Raw genomic sequence first — 16,683 nt, 5'->3', positions numbered from 1 at the left:
ATCAGCGTAGCAGTCATCCGCCCGGTCTCAGCCGAGAAACAGGCGATAGGCCGGGTTGTCGCTTTCATCCCAATACGGATAGCCGATTTCCGCCAGGGCGGCGGGAACCAGGTGGCGCTCCTCGCTCGGCACCTGCAGGCCGGCGACCACCCGGCCATCGGCTGCGCCGTGGTTGCGGTAGTGGAACATCGAGATGTTCCAGCGCCCGCCGAGCTTGTTGAGGAAGTTGAACAGCGCACCCGGACGCTCCGGGAACTCGAAGCGCAGTACCATTTCGTCGCTGACCCGTGCCGCATGACCACCGACCATGTGGCGGATATGCAGCTTGGCCAGTTCGTTGTCGGTCATGTCGAGCACCGGGAAGCCCTGGCGGGTCAGGCTCTCGATCAGCACGCTGCGCGGATCGTTGTCCGGATGGGTCTGCACGCCAACGAAAATGTGCGCTTCGCTGCCGGTGTGATAGCGGTAGTTGAACTCGGTGATCTGGCGCTTGCCGATGGCCTCGCAGAACGCCTTGAAGCTGCCCGGTTGCTCGGGAATGGTCACGGCGATGATCGCTTCGCGGCCTTCACCCAGCTCGGCGCGCTCGGCGACATGGCGCAGGCGGTCGAAGTTGACGTTGGCGCCGGAATCGATGGCCACCAGGGTCTGTCCGCTGATCTTGCGCTGCTCGACGTACTTCTTGATCCCGGCCACACCGAGGGCCCCGGCCGGTTCGGTGATCGAACGGGTATCGTCGTAAATGTCCTTGATTGCCGCGCAGATCTCGTCGGTGCTGACGGTGATCACCTCGTCGACATGGTCCTTGCAGATATCGAAGGTGTGCTGGCCGATCTGGGCCACCGCCACACCGTCGGCAAAGATCCCCACCGAAGGCAGCACCACTCGCTCCCCTGCCGCCATGGCCTGCTGCAGGCAGTTGGAGTCGTCCGGTTCGACGCCGATCACCTTGACCTCCGGACGCAGGTACTTCACGTAGGCCGCAATCCCGGCGATCAGTCCGCCACCACCGACCGGCACGAAAATCGCGTCCAGCGGCGCGGGATGCTGGCGCAGGATTTCCATTGCCACGGTGCCCTGCCCGGCAATGGTGTGCGGATCGTCGTAGGGGTGGATGTAGACATAGCCTTTTTCCTCGACCAGTTTCAGCGAGTAGGCCAGCGCTTCCGGGAAGGTATCGCCATGCAGCACCACCTTGCCACCGCGGGAACGGACACCCTCGACCTTGATTTCCGGCGTGGTCTTGGGCATCACGATCGTCGCCTTGACCCCCAACACCTTGGCCGCCAGGGCCAGGCCCTGGGCATGGTTGCCCGCCGAAGCGGTGACCACGCCACGGGCGCGCTCGACGTCGCTGAGCTGGGTCAGCTTGTTGTAGGCGCCGCGAATCTTGAAGGAGAACACCGGCTGCAGGTCCTCACGCTTGAGCAGGACCTGGTTGCCCAGCCGCTCGGAAAGCTGGCGGGCGCTCTGCAACGGGGTTTCCACGGCAACGTCATAAACGCGCGAGGTGAGGATCTTCTTGACGTACTGTTCGAGCATCGGAAAGCATCACTGGCGGGTTGGGCAGGGACCGAGCAGTCTAACCCAGCGCTTGCGACAACGACCACAGGGTTACTGAGGTTTTGCTCGCCCCTTTTGCCGGCCCGACGCTTATAATGCCGGCCTTTCGCTAACACCTTGCCCGCTTCCGGAGCCCGCATGACCCAGGATCAACTCAAACAGGCGGTGGCCCAGGCCGCTGTCGACTTCATCCTTCCCAAGCTCGATGACAAAAGCATCGTCGGCGTGGGCACCGGCTCCACCGCCAACTGCTTCATCGATGCCCTGGCCCAGCACAAGGGCGCCTTCGATGGCGCGGTTGCCAGCTCCGAAGCCACTGCGGCCCGGCTCAAGGGCCACGGCATTCCGGTATACGAACTCAACACCGTCAGCGACCTGGAGTTCTACATCGACGGCGCCGACGAAAGCGACAGCCAGTTGAACCTGATCAAGGGCGGCGGCGCAGCCCTGACCCGCGAGAAGATCGTCGCGGCCGTGGCCAAGACCTTCATCTGTATTGCCGACGGCAGCAAGCTGGTACCCGTACTCGGCGCGTTCCCGTTGCCGGTGGAAGTGATCCCGATGGCTCGCAGCCATGTGGCTCGCCAGTTGGTGAAGTTGGGAGGCGACCCGGTCTATCGCGAAGGCGTGCTGACCGATAATGGCAACATCATCCTTGATGTGCATAACCTGGAGATCACCAATCCGGTGGAACTGGAAACGCAGATCAACGCGATTGTCGGCGTGGTCACCAACGGCCTGTTCGCGGCGCGTCCGGCGGACCTGCTGCTGCTGGGCACCAGCGAAGGCGTGAAAACCCTCAAGGCCTGAGCCGGCCTCGATAGCGCGCAGCCCCGACGCTGCGCGCGACCTTATTCTGCGGTGCGCCTGAAGACGTAGAACAGGTTCGGTTCGCTGATCAGGTACAGCGCTCCCTCATCATCCATGGCGATACCTTCGGCCTGTGGCACGCTGGCCTTGAGCCCCTGCTGGCCCTTGAGCAGTGACAGACTGCCGATAGGACGCCCATCGACATCCAGTTCCAGCACCAGCCGCGACTCATCGGAAAGCGCCAGCAGATGCCCGCTGCGCTCATCGAACTGCAAACTGGAAAGGTCACGGACAAACAACCGGGCATCGCGCCGAGGATTGCTGGCGACATGCACGGCCGAGGATTGCGCGGGCTCAGGGTCGGGAAAGCCGTGGATCTCATAGATCAGCATCGGATCGCGCTCCTTTGCCACGAAGAGCCGCTTGCCAACCGAGTCATAGGCCAGCCCCTCGAACCCCTTGTTCCCTGGCAGACTCACGCGCAGGGTCAATTGTTCAGCAGCCGCCGCGTCGAGAAACCGCACATTGTCGTCGAGGTGGACCTTGATCAGTCGCTGGCCGCGCTCATCGGTGATCACGTAGGTATTGGCACTGATGAATTCGATGGCCTCAGGGTCACCAAAACCGCTCAACGGAATACGCCGCAGGATATGCCCGTCGAGCGACAGCTCGATCAGCTCGGCGTTCTTGTTGGTGACGGTGAACAGGCTCTTGCGAACGGGATCGTAGGTCAGCGCGGAAACATCATCTTCCAGTCCCTCGATAACCCGAGCCTCGACGACCGCCCGATAATCCGCCAGGCCAATGCTCACCTCGCTCGGCTGCCACCAGGCCTGCCAATTGAACCAGGCACGCTCGAACAGTCGATAGTGCTGCCCGGTGAACCCCACCAGCAACAGGCCGGACAGGCAGAGCGACAGAATCAGCGGGTTCAGGCGCAAGGTTTGATACATACAGGCAAACTCAAAAACAGGACGGGTGGCTAAAACAACCACGACGGCATGAATTCAAGCTTAATCTGACAGGCCGCCTTCCGATCAGGAGCGGCCGACGCTGGACGCCTACTGCTTTTCGAAACGATAGAACAGGTTCGGCTCACTGACGAAGTACAGGTTGCCATCGTCATCCAGGGTGACGCCTTCAGCCCGGGGAATGGTGTCCTTCAAACCGTTGAAGCCGCCCAGCAAGGTCATGAAGCTGACCTGCCTGCCCTTCTCGTCCAGCTCCAGCAACAGATGCGAATCCGCCGACAGCACCAGCATGTGACGGGTCCGCGAATCGATCGCCAGCGCCGACAAATTGCGCATATCCAGCTGGTTGCTTGCCTGCTTCTGCTTCTCACCCAGGACACGAGTACCGTCGCTTTTCAGGCTGAACAAGGCCGGTGGCCGCTCCTCGCCCAACAGGACCTGCTGGTTGAGGGCGTCCCAGACCACGGCCTCGAAAGCCTTGTTCTGGTTTTTCGACGGCCCCAGGTCGTATTGCGGAAAGTCCTTGATGTTCAGTTCACGGGTGTTCGCATCCACATTGACGATGGTCAGGATGTGCATGCGCTCATCGACGATCGCCATTTTTTCGCCTTCCAGCACGGCCACGGCCTCGGGATTGTTCCAGCCGACCAGCGGAATCTTGCGCAGCACATCTCCCTGCAGGGTCAACTCGACCAGGAAAGGGTTCTTGCCCATGACCGAAAACAAGGTCTTGGTCTGCGGGCTGTAACTGACATCGGACGCCTCGTCCTTTTCCATGCCCGGCAGGCGCTTGGCATCGATCACCACGCGATAACCCGGCAACCAGATGCTGCTATCACGCTCGGCCTGGGTCTCGAAACGTTCCTTGATCCACAGCACTGCGCGATCATCCCAGTGCATCGGCACCGCCACCCCAGCGACCAGCGCGATCACCAGCAACAGCCAGTAATACCAGCGCAGCGCGAAACGCGAGCGGTGCACGGGAGACGACGCGGGAGACGATGGGCGAGCCATGTAAGGATACTTTCCTGGTTTCGTGGCGTTCGGAAAACAATAGTCGACAAGCCCAGGGGCCAGCCGGGAAATTATCCAGAGCAAATGTGAAAAAAATGGCAAAAGGCAGGAATGCGGCCTGGTCACGAGCCGAAACGGGCTGGGAAAACCGGCAAAGGCGCTCCCACTTCAGACGTGGGAGCGATGATCAACGCGCGACTCAGCGCACGCTGCTGTTGAAGCGGCTGGCGCCCGGCAACTCCAGCACCAGCTCGTCACCGACATTCAGTGGGCCAACGCCAACCGGCGTACCCGTCAGGATCACATCGCCGGCCTGCAACGAAAAGCACGCGGCCATGTACTGGATCATCGGCACGATGGGGTTGAGCATGTCGCTGCTGATGCCGTCCTGGCGCACCTGGCCGTTGATGGTCAGGCGAATGCCGATCTCGGTCAGGTTGGCAAAGGTGCTGCCGACCACGAACGGCGCGATCACCGCCGCACCGTCGAACGACTTGGCGATTTCCCATGGCAGGCCCTTGGCCTTCAACTCCGCCTGCTTGTCGCGCAGGGTCAGGTCCAGCGCCGGGGCAAAACCGGAAATGGCGTCGAGCACTTCTTCCTGGCTCGGCTTGGTCGACAGCGGCTTGCCGATCAATACGGCAATTTCCGCTTCGTAATGCACCGAACCGCGATCGACGGGGATACTGAAGCCACCCTCGAGCGGCACGACGCAACTGCCGGGCTTGATGAACAACAGAGGCTCGGTCGGCACCGGGTTGTCCAGTTCCTTGGCGTGCTCGGCATAGTTACGACCGATGCAAACCACCTTGCCGAGCGGAAAGTGAATGCGGGTACCGTCGACATACTGGTGCTGATAGCTCATTGAGCGACTCCTGGTCTGCTTATTGTCGTGACGCGGGGTTCAAGCCGCGAAGATCTTGCCCGGGTTCATGATCCCGTTCGGGTCGAACACCGCCTTGATCGCCTTCATGTATTCGATTTCGGCCGGGGAACGACTGTAGGTCAGATAATCCCGCTTGGTCATGCCCACCCCGTGTTCGGCAGAAATCGAGCCGTTGTACTTCTCGACGATCTCGAACACCCACTTGTTGACCGTGGCGCACTTGGCGAAGAACTCGTCCTTGCTCAGGTTTTCCGGCTTGAGAATGTTCAGGTGCAGGTTGCCATCACCGATGTGGCCGTACCAGACGACTTCGAAATCCGGATAGTGTTCACGGACGATCGTGTCGATTTCCTTGAGGAACGCCGGCACCTTCGACACGGTGACCGAAATGTCGTTCTTGTACGGCGTCCAGTGGGAAATGGTCTCGGAGATGTACTCGCGCAGCTTCCACAGGTTCTGCAACTGGGTTTCGCTCTGGCTCATCACGCCATCGAGCACCCAGCCCTGTTCGACGCAGTGCTCGAAGGTTTCCAGGGCCAGGTTGGCTACCTGTTCGGTAGTCGCCTCGAACTCCAGCAGCGCGTAGAACGGGCACGCGGTTTCGAACGGCGCCGGGACGTCGCCGCGACCGAGGATCCTGGCCAGGGCCTTGTCGGAAAAGAACTCGAACGCAGTCAGGTCCAGTTTGCCCTGGAACGCATGCAGCACCGGCATGATCGAGTCGAAGTCCGGGGTACCCAGGACCATGCAGGTCAGGTTCTTCGGTGCGCGATCCAGGCGCATGGTGGCCTCGACCACGAAACCCAGGGTGCCTTCGGCGCCGATGAACAGTTGGCGCAGGTCATAGCCGGTGGCGTTCTTGATCAAGTCCTTGTTCAGCTCCAGCAGGTCGCCCTTGCCGGTGACGACCTTCAGGCCGGCCACCCAGTTACGGGTCATGCCGTAGCGAATCACCTTGATCCCGCCGGCATTGGTGCCGATATTGCCGCCAATCTGGCTGGAACCCGCCGAAGCGAAGTCTACCGGGTAGTACAGGCCGTGTTCTTCGGCGCGGTTCTGCAATTGCTCGGTCACAACGCCCGGCTGGCACACGGCGGTGCGGTCGGTGAGGTTGATGTCGAGAATCTGGTTCATGTAGTCGAACGACACCACTACCTCGCCATTGGCCGCCACCGCCGCCGCGGACAGCCCGGTACGGCCGCCCGACGGTACCAGCGCGACGCGGCGCCGGTTGGCCCAGCGCACGATGGCCTGGACCTGCTCGGTGGTCTTGGGAAACACGATGGCCGCAGGCGCGGGGGCGAAATGCTTGGTCCAGTCCTTCCCGTAAGCGTTCAGGGAGTCGGCGTCGGTCAGGACCTTGCCGGGTTCAACCAGGGTTTTCAGTTCATCAATCAGGACGGCATGGGTCATCGACAGAACTCTCAAACATTTCATGGTCACCCTGAGAACGCTTCACGTCGCAGAATGAGTGTTTGCGGGTCGCATATGCTAGCATACGCCCCCCGCGGAATCGTGCTATGACGCCGACCTGCGGAGCCGGCGACCACGCCGCGAGGTCAGCTCCAGCTGTCCATTTTCCTGCCATTTTTCTCCGGGACACAGGTTTACGCAGATGAGCAAGACTTCTCTCGATAAGAGCAAGATCAAGTTCCTTCTTCTCGAAGGCGTCCACCAATCCGCAGTCGACGTCCTCAAGGCCGCCGGGTACGTCAACATCGAGTACCATACCAAGTCCCTGCCGGACGCCGAACTGAAGGAAAAGATCGCTGATGCCCACTTCATCGGCATCCGCTCGCGCACCCAACTGACCGAGGAAATCTTCGATCACGCGAAGAAACTCGTCGCAGTGGGCTGCTTCTGTATCGGTACCAACCAGGTCAACCTCGACGCAGCTCGCGAGCGCGGCATCGCCGTGTTCAACGCCCCGTACTCCAACACCCGTTCCGTTGCCGAACTGGTGCTGGCCGAAGCGATCCTGCTGCTGCGCGGCATTCCCGAGAAGAACGCTTCCTGCCACCGCGGTGGCTGGATCAAGAGCGCGGCCAACTCCTTCGAGATCCGTGGCAAGAAACTGGGGATCATCGGCTACGGCTCGATCGGTACGCAGCTGTCGGTCCTGGCCGAAGGCCTGGGCATGCAGGTGTTCTTCTACGACACCCTGACCAAGCTGCCACTGGGTAATGCCACCCAGGTTTCCAGCCTGACCGAGCTGCTGGGCATGTCCGACATCGTCACCCTGCACGTTCCGGAAACCGCCGAGACCCAGTGGATGATCGGCGAGAAGGAAATCCGCGCCATCAAGAAGGGCGGCATCCTGATCAACGCCGCCCGCGGCACCGTGGTCGAGCTGGACGCCCTGGCGGACGCCATCAAGGACCAGCACCTGATCGGCGCGGCCATCGACGTGTTCCCGGTGGAGCCCCGCTCCAACGATGACATCTTCGAAAGCCCGCTGCGCGGCCTGGACAACGTGATCCTGACCCCGCACATCGGTGGCTCGACTGCCGAAGCCCAGGCCAACATCGGCCTGGAAGTGGCGGAGAAGCTGGTCAAGTACAGCGACAACGGTACCTCGGTATCGTCGGTGAACTTCCCGGAAGTGGCCCTGCCGGCCCACCCGGGCAAGCATCGCCTGCTGCACATCCACGAGAACATTCCGGGCGTGCTGAGCGAGATCAACAAGGTCTTCGCCGAAAACGGCATCAACATTTCCGGCCAGTTCCTGCAGACCAACGAGAAGGTCGGCTACGTGGTGATCGACGTCGACGCCGAGTACTCGGACCTGGCGCAGGAGAAGCTGCAGCAGGTCAACGGTACCATCCGTTCCCGCGTGCTGTTCTAAGCGTCCCGTGTGTCGAAAAAGGGAGGCCTCGAGGCCTCCCTTTTTCATTTCGGCTAACGCTTACTTCACGTTGACGGTAATCACCTTCGAGGCCACTGTCGGCTCGAACTGCATGTGGATCTTGTCGCCGGCCACCAGTTGCAGGGTGTGCTTGCCTGGCGCCAGGGTCAGTTCGGTTTCGGTCTGGGCCTTGCCGTAGTGGATCACCTGCTCGGTTGCCGGAATCGGCAGGCTCTGGTCAGGCAGTTCCTTCTGGTCGACCAGCAGGTGATGATGGCCCGAGTTCGGGGTGGCGTCACCGGCCGGCTTGAGCTCCAGGCCTTTCATGCCAAACTTGACGGTGAAGGTCTTGTCGACAGTGGCGCCATCCTTCGGCGAGAGAATCTCGACCGCGGCGCCCTTGGGCGCTGGGGTGCGCGGAATGCCATCCGCCGCGACGGCGAGCAGGCTGGAACCCAGCAAGACAGTGGCTAAAGCTACGCGAGACACTAAGGTTTTCATTAACTTCTCCATTTTTTCCACAAATTTTGGCCGGTGCTGACAACTTCACGACAAATCGTTGTCCAAACTTGCCCATCAACATAAAGCAAAACGAGCGGCGGTTGCGCATCACCAGCTCAATTTCATCTTAGGAGTGACCATGCGTTTCCTGCCTGGCCTGTTGCTGTTACTGCCCCTTGCAAGCCCCTTCGCCCAGGCCGAGCTGATCGACGACGTCAATGACCGCGGCGAACTGCGCATCGCCCTGGAGGGCGACATGCGCCCATTCGGCTTCAAGGATGGCGAACACCTGACCGGTTTCGAAGTCGAGCTGGGCGAGTTGCTGGCTCGTGAGCTGGAGGTCAATCCGTCGTTCATCACCACCGATTCCGCCGATTTGCTGCCAGGCGTGGAAAGTGGCAAGTACGACATTGCCATCAATCACATAGCACTGACCCCGGAACTCAAGGAACGTTTCGACTTCAGCGAACCGTACAGCTACACCAGCGCCCAACTGATCGTGCGCAAGGAAGAACAGCGACCGCTCAGCACCCTGGAATCCTTGAGGGGCGGAGCCTTGGGTGTGGCCCAGGGCAGCCAGTTCGTCGACCAGGCCCGCACGGTCGAAGGCGTCGACCTGCGCAGTTATCCGAATGCACAACAGCCGCTCAAGGATGTGGCCGACAAGCAGATCGACGCGGCCATCAGCGACCGCCTGCTGATTCCCTTCGCCATCCGCGACAGCAACCTGCCGGTCAAGGAGGGTGCACCCGTGGGACCGACCGTGACCCTGGCCATCCCGTTCCAGAAAGGCAACCCGGCGTTTCAGGCCAGCCTGAACATGGCCCTGCAGCGGATCAAGGCCGATGGACGATTGATGGCGCTGTCGGAAAAATGGTTCGGCATGGATGCAAGCGAGCCACCAAAGCCCTGAATCAGCAGGCGTCCAGCAATGCCAGTGCAGCCGCTGCCTCGGGCAGTTCCAGTTCGCTGAACACCTGGACCCCGGCCTGCCTGAGCAAGGCCGTGGTCACGCCCTCACCCGGCACCTTCACGCCGCTGAAGGTGCCGTCATAGGTCAACAGGCTGCCGCAGGATGGGCTGTTGGCCTTGAGCACCGCAATCCGGATGCCATGCCGCTTCACCAGCTCAAGCGCCTGGCCGGCGCCGTCGAGAAAGGCCTGGCTGACATCCTCGCCGTCGCTGGTGATGACCTGGACACGCCCCTCCAGCACCTGCTGCCCTTGCCCACCGGGAATTTCCGCCGCCGCCCGCGGGGTCGGCAGGCCACCGTCAACCTCCGGGCACAGTGCCACCACCCGGCCCTCTTCCTGCCAGATAGCCAGTTGCGGGTAGGGACCGCTGGCACCACCGTCGTAACGCACCCGATGCCCGAGCAGGCAGCGACTGACCAGGACTCTGTTCGACATCAGAACGGCTCGTCGCCGCGGCGGCGGAACCAGCCGGTCAACGACAGGCGCTCGCGAGTCGCCGGCAGGACTTCGTGGGGAACATCGCCGGAGAGGAACACGATCAGGCAACCGCCGACGGGCAGCACATCACGCTCCACGTCATCGGCCAGGTACATCCGCAACTCGCCACCCTCCTCGGGCTGCCAGCCGTCATTCAGATAGAGCACCGCCGAGACCGAACGCCGGTCATCGTCGCGGAAGCGATCCAGGTGTTTGCGATAGAACGCCCCGGCCGGATACAGCGCGAAGTGGCACTCGAAATCCTCGAGCCCGAGGAACAGGCCTCGATTCAGTGCCTGGCGCAGACTGTCCATCAATGCCAGGTACTGGTCGCAGGGTTCGGCCTGACCCGGCTCAAGCCACTGGATATGGTCGCCGCGCACGCCTTCGCGCACCTGCTGCTCCAGGCCGCGACCGACACCGGCCGGCGCCAGCTCGCCCTCGGCTGCACGTCTGCGGCACTCGGCGGCGAGTTCCAGGGGCAGGGCAGCGGGCAGGAAAAGCTCCTGTTGCGACCAGCCACGTTCGGCCAGATCGTCGACGATAGATAACAGCAACGGATGATCAGAAGGTATTTGCATGCCGCGCATAGTATCCATCCGCCCAGGAATCCGACAGAGCCGCCCGACATGACAATACGAATTCTCGACAAGTCCGGCGCTCGCCGGGAGAATAGTCGGCTGTAGACAGGAGTCCCTATGCGCCGTTTGCTTTTTTCGCTACTGATGTTCTGCACCGTGCCCGCCTGGGCAGACAGCCACGACCAGCTATACAAGGTCGCCGGTTGGCCAGAACAGCGCGCGCATTTCAGCGATGCCCTGGGTGCCGCCCAGCAAAAGTATCGCAACAGCCTGCCACCAGCGGTCTACCAGGCCCTGGTCAATAACAGCAACCAGCGCTTTGCGCCGCAGGCCATGGACCAGCGGGCCGAAACCCAGTTGCGCCAGAACCTGGCCAACCCGACGCCAGCGCTGAAGTTCTTCCAGTCGCCACTGGGGCGCAAGATCGTCGCCGCCGAACTGCTCGCCACCCGCCGCGACCAACTGGCCAAGAACGCCCAGGGCCTGCCGCATATCGAGGCCAGCGCGACCCGCCGACTGCTGATCAACCACCTGGCCAACGCCCTGCCGGCCCGCGAAGCCGGGGCTGAAGTCAGCCTGGCCATCGCCGGCGTTGCCGCCGACAGCCTCAGTTCGATGATTCCCGGACTGCTGGGGGCCGGCTCGGCGCAGGGACTGCTCAATGGTCAGCGCGAACGCCTGATGCAACAGATCGGCAACGATCTGGACAACACCCTGCTGTATGTCTATCGCGACCTGTCAGACCCGGAACTGGAAGAGTTCTCGACCTTTGCCGAGTCGACCGAAGGCAAGGCCTACTACCAGGCCGCCCTGGCGGCGATTCGTGCCGGCCTGGCGGTGGGACAGGATCTGGCGCCGGCCCAGCCCGGAAACTGAATCCAGCGGGCTGCCATCACGGCAGCCTGTGCGAAAATTGACCATCGGGCGTAATATGAAAGCCTTGGCGCCATCCATGCAGTAGGTTCGCCTCCACTCAGGAGACTGCCCATGTACAGGATCAACCTCGCTACCGCAGCCGATATCGAAGGCATTACCCAACTGCTCCAGGCCAATGCACCTTCCCGTGGTGGCTCATTGACTGGAGAGTTTCCCCTCGAAAAAGTCCGGCAGATGGCTCTCGGCGATTCCCCGGTAGTGGTAGCCGCCCGCGACGATACGGTTGTTGGCGTGCTGTTCAGCGCGGCGAAAGACACGCAACCCGCGCCACCCTCGATCAAGGCCATGCTGACGGCCTGGCCCGGCAGTCCCGACGCCTATGTCTACGGCCCAGCCTGCGTCGCCGCCACGGAACGGGGCCAGGGCCTGCTGGCAAAGCTTTATGTGCAACTGCAGCGGCACTGCCAAGGCCGTGAAGCGATCCTGTTCATTCGCCGAGACAACGAAGCTTCGTTACGCGCCCATGCACGCCTGGGCATGCACGAAGTCGCCGGCTTCACGCTGGAAGGTGATGAGTACGCGGTGCTCAGTGACAGGCACTGAACTGTTCACGAACCTTGGTTGTGATCGGCAAACCTACAGCATTAAAAGACATTTCCCAAAATGACCAGGGAAGGCAGGCAATGCCTCATGCCAATGAGCGGACACACACTCTTAGACATCGCTGAGCTGTCAGCATGCCTTAAAACGGAGTGTGGCGGTGTCCGAATTCTACAAGTACTTCAGGGAAAACATGGAAAGCCTGGGGTTGCCTGCCCCGCAAACGCTGTTTGGCTCTCTGACTACCGCCGTGGGAACGGCGGCGACCATCCTTGCTCAGATAGACAAGTATGGAAAATCCGTGACCATCCGCGAGCTGATCGTTGCGGGTACACGACTGGAACAGCTGGCCGTTGTCGGAGCCTGCTCGGCAGCCTTCTATGTAGGAGCAGTGATCGGCAGCATTGCTGTAGCGACAGGCAGAACGCTCTCAGGCGGGCGCTCTCTTTCCGATGTGCTCTGGACCGCTCGCAAACACGACCTTCATCGGGAATGGCTCGACCACCTGCTGTTTGTCTGCCGTGGAATTTATCAGCCTGACACCCCCGGCAGACGACACCTACGTCAATACCAACAACTGACATGAAACAGGCATGCTCCCTGCTGGCAACCGCTACGCTGGTCTGCACGGTGGCCTGGGCCTTCTGGCACTACGCCGGTAAACATGCCTTCGACATTTTTACTATTTGCGCCCTGTTGATCCTGGCCGCAGACAACTTTCGCCTGAGGCGGATGCTGAAAAAACGATGATATCTTGAGCTGAACCGGCGATTGCCAGAAACGAACAACGCGCCAGAAATGGCGCGTTGCTTGAGCTCGGTCGGCTGATGACTCAGCGGTTTTTCACCCGCTCGATCGCCGTGTCATACACCGGGTTGGCCTTCTGTTCCTTGGCCAGCTCGTAGTGACGCAGGGCGTCGGAGAACTGCCCGGCGTTTTCATAGATACGGGCAATGTTGTAGTAGGAGCTGGCCCGCACAGTGTTGGCCGAGTTACCGGATGCCAGGGCAACGGCCTTGCGGTTGGCCCAGATGGCTTCGGCGGTATTGCCGGCCTTCTGATACGCCAGGCCGAGGTTGCTGTAGGCCTGGCCGAAGCTGTTGTTCAGGTCGATGGCCTGGCGGAACAGCGCGATCGACTGTTCCAGGTCACCAGCCTTGTAGGCCGCCTCACCCTTCACGTTCAATGCCCGCGCATCGGCCTGGGCCGTGGAGCTGACCGCCACTTCGGCGATCGCCACCTTGTCGTCGAGCAGCGGCGAGACTTCGTTCAGCACGTTCGCCGGATCCACCTTCACCCCGCTGAAGGTGTTGATGTCCTGGAAATCGCCGTTGCCGGTCATGCGGAACACGGTCCACAGGTTGCCGCTGCGGTTGGTCGGCACATAGTAGGTGCGTACCAGGGACTGGCCCATGTAGACGAACACCTTGGCCTGGCTGTTGGACAGCTGGCGCGAGGTCGGGTTGTCGCTGTTGGTGAAGTCATGCACGGCATAGACATAGCTCTCGCCGTAGTGCTTCTTCTGCAGGGTGATGGTTTCCGGGCCATAGCTATCGGTGTCATCGACGTCCAGGTCGGCGTCGTCGCCCTGCTGTTGCTGGAAGTAGATGTTGTTGCCGGGGAAGATCATGTGCGAGTCGAGGTCCGCCGGGGTCTTGCCCCAGGTCAGCACCACGCGCAGACCGTCAAGATTCTGCATCACCGGGCTGATGGCGTAGGTCATGTCCTTGCACGGGCACTTGACCACCAGGTTGGAATAACCGGCCTTCTTGATGATCAGCAGGCTGCCGGCATCGTCGGCGAAACCGCTCTGGAGCGTGACCTGGCCCTGGGCGTTGGTCTTGCCGACCACGTTCTGCTCGCCGTTGCGCTGCAACAGCACGTCGGCGTCGGCGATTTTCTGGTCCTTGACCACGGCGCTGAGCACTTCGACCGGCAAAGACTCGGCCTGGACCGACCATGCCACGGCACACAACGAAAATACCGAGGCCATGCGAAGCAAATGCATACTCAACTCCCTTTAAGCTCAAGACGCGGGCGCCAAATGGCACCCTGAAAAATTGCAGCGGAACATACCGACTTTTTGTACGAAACGTCTAATGTTCATGTAGAAAATTTTGCTTTTGTGGACCAGTCACCGAAGGCAAAAGGCCACCAAGCAAATTTGATCCGCAAACCCACTCAAAGCCCATGAGCTGCATGCGGGGCTACATGGCGTACAATCGCAGAGCAGCTACGACCCGCAACACCAACGAGGTGCCGGAACCTGTGGTTCCCATAATGGCTTGACGCTCGGCGCTGCCTGACGTTCCAGCGGGTGGGCCGGTCAGAGACGTACATCAATAACGGTCAGGTCATCATCACTGTCAGGCTCAGGCATCCAGCCAAGTGTCAGAAACTGCTGTTGCTTGGCCACGGCTAGATCGGCCCAGAAACCATCTGTTGCCAAGATCCAGCGTGAATTTCCTGAAATCCGAAATCGGCTGACTTGCGGGAAGTGTTCACGTCTTGCACTGAAGCATCGAGTCAGACTGTGCCGGCCAACTTGAGCAGCGATTTGTGCATGACTCAAATGCCCATGCCAGTTGGCTCGACAGTGAGGCGATGTCAACCATTCAAACACTCCTGACTCATCGACTCGACCGAAACAGCAGTCGCCGACATGAACCACGAATGCTTCACCTGGCATTAACAGCAACATCAGATAGCTGATGCTGGCTGACGCAAATGCGCGAGCCACCTCAACATGAGCATTGCTCAGCAACTGCAACAGACCGGACTCGATGACATCCGGATACAACTGCCTTGCGGTTAGCCGCCCAAAGCCTTGCTCCATGTATCAGACCCAGGCTTGAGCAAGCTCTGCGCTCTGAGAAGAAGAGGTCGAACCATCTGCCAACAAGTAAAGGTGACGCCCCTCTTGAAACGCGAACCCCGCATGATCGCGGTTATCGGTAGTCCGTCCGCCATGAATCGAGGAAACAAGGTGCGTGGGCGTCAATTACCCTCCTCCACCATTTGCTTCAAACGACCCCAAATAATTTTTTCCCGACCTTGATCACCCCGGGTTGCACTTTGCACAACATAGGCAAAATCCCCGTTGTTGATCAGATCGGCCAGATGCTCGCGAAGATAGTCCCTGAGCGGGTCAGAAGAGCCCCTCACTTCATCGGTCAACTCTTCACGACCATCGACCAGATTGACGATGTCCTCGATATCCTTGCTGTTAAGGGCATTGCCTGAGCCTCGTCCCTTATAGGCCTCGAACTTGGTCCCGAGAAAATAGGGTGGGGAGAAGACACGTATTTGCGCACCGCTGGGAAGGCAATGGATCTGCGCGTGCTGAAAACCTTCATCGAACCACAGGTTGCTGTAGCCTAGAATGGCTTCATCCGAAGGCATGAAATCGACCTTCAACTCACCTAGGCGCATGCGGCAATTCACTTCATCAAAGGGACTCTCCATGAATCCCCTGCGACGAAGCTGCTCCATCAGTTTCGGCCAACCGGCATAGCTGGCCAGTTGGATGACCAGATCAACATCATCCGTAAAACGCAGGTCTTCCAGGGTCACCTCATCGGTGACAAGTAGTACGGTGGTGCAGCCGCCCACAAACGCCACCTGCTGGCAGAGGTCCTCACCCAACGCTTGAGCAACCATGTCCAGCATTTCCAGCAGGGCGGTGTACTGCTCACTCATGAAGAATCCATTTTCTCAGTAATTGATTCGCTTCGGCAGATTCTCGTGAGCTTCCCAAGCGGATAGCGTCGATCAACGCCAGATAGTGGTAAAGCAGATAATCGCGTTTCGCCGCCTCTGGGACAGTCTTATAGATCGGGGCTATAGCCTGTCCCTTTTTATTTCCTAGAGGGTCGGGCCAGACAGGGATCAGATCCCCGCCACTCCTCAGTTTTCCTTCAAGAATCGGTGCAGCAAACGCCGTAGGAACACCTCGAACAACTGCTCCTGGCCTTACAGGAAAGATGTATTTAATCGCATGGGTCACGATGTCCAGCAAAGCACGTTTATTGACTATTGGGAGCCCGCTTTCGTGTCCAAGGGTTACAAGGCCGATTTCTCGAGAGCGTGTCATTGAATTGGCAACCTCGCTTTTGCTCATGCCCAGGGATTGAGCCAGAGCACGAACGGTATAACTCTCGGGCCCCACTGGCTTGGTGCTGGCGAGTTCCGGATCCCAACCCTGCCAGTTCAATGTTTCCGGGAAATAGGCATCCACGCGCTTCGCCCTATGGATGATCATCCCTTGCAACATTGTTGGCTCTTGCGACTCATCCACTTGGAGGCCCGATAGACGAACCACCTTATCCACATCCCCGTGCAACCGTTCTTCCAGGCTTATGAGCCTGAAGAGCAGTAAAATATCCTGACTTTTCATGGCATAAATTCTCATTCGTCCACGGTCCATGGACAGAGGACAAGAAATCAGACGAATACAGGTGTTGTCAACATTAAACTCTCGGGGGGGGGGCAGCCCCCTGCCTCGAGCATTCAATGCTCTGCCACCAAACACTACGCCTTGTGCTGCCCCGCAGAGTGATCACCGATATTTTGACAAATAAAAAAA

The 16,683-nt window shown here is 60.1% G+C and carries 18 protein-coding genes; 6 read left to right on the top strand and 12 right to left on the bottom strand.

Annotated features, from left to right (window positions below; genetic code table 11):
* Positions 1-27: 27 nt before the first annotated feature.
* A complete protein-coding gene (ilvA, locus tag AC6I6U_RS05225) occupies positions 28-1,542 on the bottom strand; it encodes a threonine ammonia-lyase, biosynthetic (RefSeq protein ID WP_497880974.1) in 1,515 nt (504 codons plus the stop codon).
* 159 nt (positions 1,543-1,701) lie between these two features.
* On the opposite strand from ilvA, the gene rpiA reads away from it, so the two are divergent.
* A complete protein-coding gene (gene rpiA, locus AC6I6U_RS05220) occupies positions 1,702-2,373 on the top strand; it encodes a ribose-5-phosphate isomerase RpiA (protein ID WP_497880973.1) in 672 nt (223 codons plus the stop codon).
* A gap of 41 nt (positions 2,374-2,414) precedes the next feature.
* Here rpiA and AC6I6U_RS05215 read toward each other — a convergent pair whose 3' ends face one another.
* From AC6I6U_RS05215 to AC6I6U_RS05200, 4 genes are all read right to left on the bottom strand, one after another.
* Positions 2,415-3,326 carry an SdiA-regulated domain-containing protein gene (locus AC6I6U_RS05215; protein ID WP_497880972.1) on the bottom strand — a complete coding sequence of 304 codons (912 nt, stop codon included), beginning with the start codon at positions 3,324-3,326 and terminating at the stop codon, positions 2,415-2,417.
* A 108-nt stretch (positions 3,327-3,434) separates the two neighbouring features.
* Positions 3,435-4,358, bottom strand: coding sequence for an SdiA-regulated domain-containing protein (locus AC6I6U_RS05210; RefSeq protein WP_497880971.1), 924 nt, complete (start codon positions 4,356-4,358; stop codon positions 3,435-3,437).
* A gap of 199 nt (positions 4,359-4,557) precedes the next feature.
* Positions 4,558-5,223 (bottom strand): fumarylacetoacetate hydrolase family protein, encoded by a 666-nt coding sequence (locus AC6I6U_RS05205; protein WP_497880970.1) that lies wholly within the window; start codon positions 5,221-5,223, stop codon positions 4,558-4,560.
* A gap of 39 nt (positions 5,224-5,262) precedes the next feature.
* Positions 5,263-6,657 carry a D-2-hydroxyglutarate dehydrogenase gene (locus tag AC6I6U_RS05200; protein ID WP_497880969.1) on the bottom strand — a complete coding sequence of 465 codons (1,395 nt, stop codon included), beginning with the start codon at positions 6,655-6,657 and terminating at the stop codon, positions 5,263-5,265.
* Between the two features lie 202 nt (positions 6,658-6,859).
* Here AC6I6U_RS05200 and serA point away from each other — a divergent pair, with 202 nt between their 5' ends.
* Positions 6,860-8,089 (top strand): phosphoglycerate dehydrogenase, encoded by a 1,230-nt coding sequence (gene serA, locus AC6I6U_RS05195; RefSeq protein ID WP_497880968.1) that lies wholly within the window; start codon positions 6,860-6,862, stop codon positions 8,087-8,089.
* 60 nt (positions 8,090-8,149) lie between these two features.
* On the opposite strand, the gene AC6I6U_RS05190 is transcribed toward serA, so the two are convergent.
* A complete protein-coding gene (locus AC6I6U_RS05190; RefSeq protein ID WP_497880967.1) occupies positions 8,150-8,590 on the bottom strand; it encodes a DUF4399 domain-containing protein in 441 nt (146 codons plus the stop codon).
* Positions 8,591-8,729: 139 nt separating this feature from the next.
* Here AC6I6U_RS05190 and AC6I6U_RS05185 point away from each other — a divergent pair, with 139 nt between their 5' ends.
* Positions 8,730-9,503, top strand: coding sequence for a transporter substrate-binding domain-containing protein (locus AC6I6U_RS05185; RefSeq protein ID WP_497880966.1), 774 nt, complete (start codon positions 8,730-8,732; stop codon positions 9,501-9,503).
* A 1-nt stretch (position 9,504) separates the two neighbouring features.
* On the opposite strand, the gene AC6I6U_RS05180 is transcribed toward AC6I6U_RS05185, so the two are convergent.
* Positions 9,505-9,999 carry a 2-thiouracil desulfurase family protein gene (locus AC6I6U_RS05180; RefSeq protein WP_497880965.1) on the bottom strand — a complete coding sequence of 165 codons (495 nt, stop codon included), beginning with the start codon at positions 9,997-9,999 and terminating at the stop codon, positions 9,505-9,507.
* Positions 9,999-10,631 (bottom strand): 2OG-Fe(II) oxygenase, encoded by a 633-nt coding sequence (locus AC6I6U_RS05175; protein WP_497882988.1) that lies wholly within the window; start codon positions 10,629-10,631, stop codon positions 9,999-10,001. Before AC6I6U_RS05175 ends, AC6I6U_RS05180 begins: the two co-directional genes overlap by 1 nt.
* A gap of 108 nt (positions 10,632-10,739) precedes the next feature.
* On the opposite strand from AC6I6U_RS05175, the gene AC6I6U_RS05170 reads away from it, so the two are divergent.
* The 3 genes from AC6I6U_RS05170 (at position 10,740) to AC6I6U_RS05160 (ending at position 12,684) form a co-directional block, all read left to right on the top strand.
* Positions 10,740-11,498 (top strand): DUF2059 domain-containing protein, encoded by a 759-nt coding sequence (locus tag AC6I6U_RS05170; protein WP_497880964.1) that lies wholly within the window; start codon positions 10,740-10,742, stop codon positions 11,496-11,498.
* 111 nt (positions 11,499-11,609) lie between these two features.
* Positions 11,610-12,101, top strand: coding sequence for a GNAT family N-acetyltransferase (locus AC6I6U_RS05165; RefSeq protein ID WP_497880963.1), 492 nt, complete (start codon positions 11,610-11,612; stop codon positions 12,099-12,101).
* A gap of 157 nt (positions 12,102-12,258) precedes the next feature.
* A complete protein-coding gene (locus AC6I6U_RS05160) occupies positions 12,259-12,684 on the top strand; it encodes an ACT domain-containing protein (RefSeq protein ID WP_497880962.1) in 426 nt (141 codons plus the stop codon).
* 246 nt (positions 12,685-12,930) lie between these two features.
* On the opposite strand, the gene AC6I6U_RS05155 is transcribed toward AC6I6U_RS05160, so the two are convergent.
* The 4 genes from AC6I6U_RS05155 to AC6I6U_RS05140 form a co-directional block, all read right to left on the bottom strand.
* Positions 12,931-14,106: a tetratricopeptide repeat protein gene (locus AC6I6U_RS05155; protein ID WP_497880961.1), complete on the bottom strand. Its 1,176-nt coding sequence runs from the start codon at positions 14,104-14,106 to the stop codon at positions 12,931-12,933.
* Between the two features lie 318 nt (positions 14,107-14,424).
* Positions 14,425-14,934 carry a hypothetical protein gene (locus tag AC6I6U_RS05150; RefSeq protein ID WP_497880960.1) on the bottom strand — a complete coding sequence of 170 codons (510 nt, stop codon included), beginning with the start codon at positions 14,932-14,934 and terminating at the stop codon, positions 14,425-14,427.
* 161 nt (positions 14,935-15,095) lie between these two features.
* A complete protein-coding gene (locus AC6I6U_RS05145) occupies positions 15,096-15,797 on the bottom strand; it encodes a hypothetical protein (protein ID WP_497880959.1) in 702 nt (233 codons plus the stop codon).
* Entirely contained in the window at positions 15,790-16,494 is a 705-nt protein-coding gene (locus AC6I6U_RS05140) for a hypothetical protein (protein WP_497880958.1), read from the bottom strand. The genes AC6I6U_RS05145 and AC6I6U_RS05140 overlap by 8 nt, the downstream gene beginning before the upstream one ends.
* Between the last annotated feature and the right edge of the window lie 189 nt (positions 16,495-16,683).

The sequence above is a fragment of the Pseudomonas sp. UTLPPB19802 genome (assembly GCF_059730225.1).
Note: the sequence above shows the minus strand (reverse complement) of the source record. Positions and strands in the feature narration are given on the sequence as shown.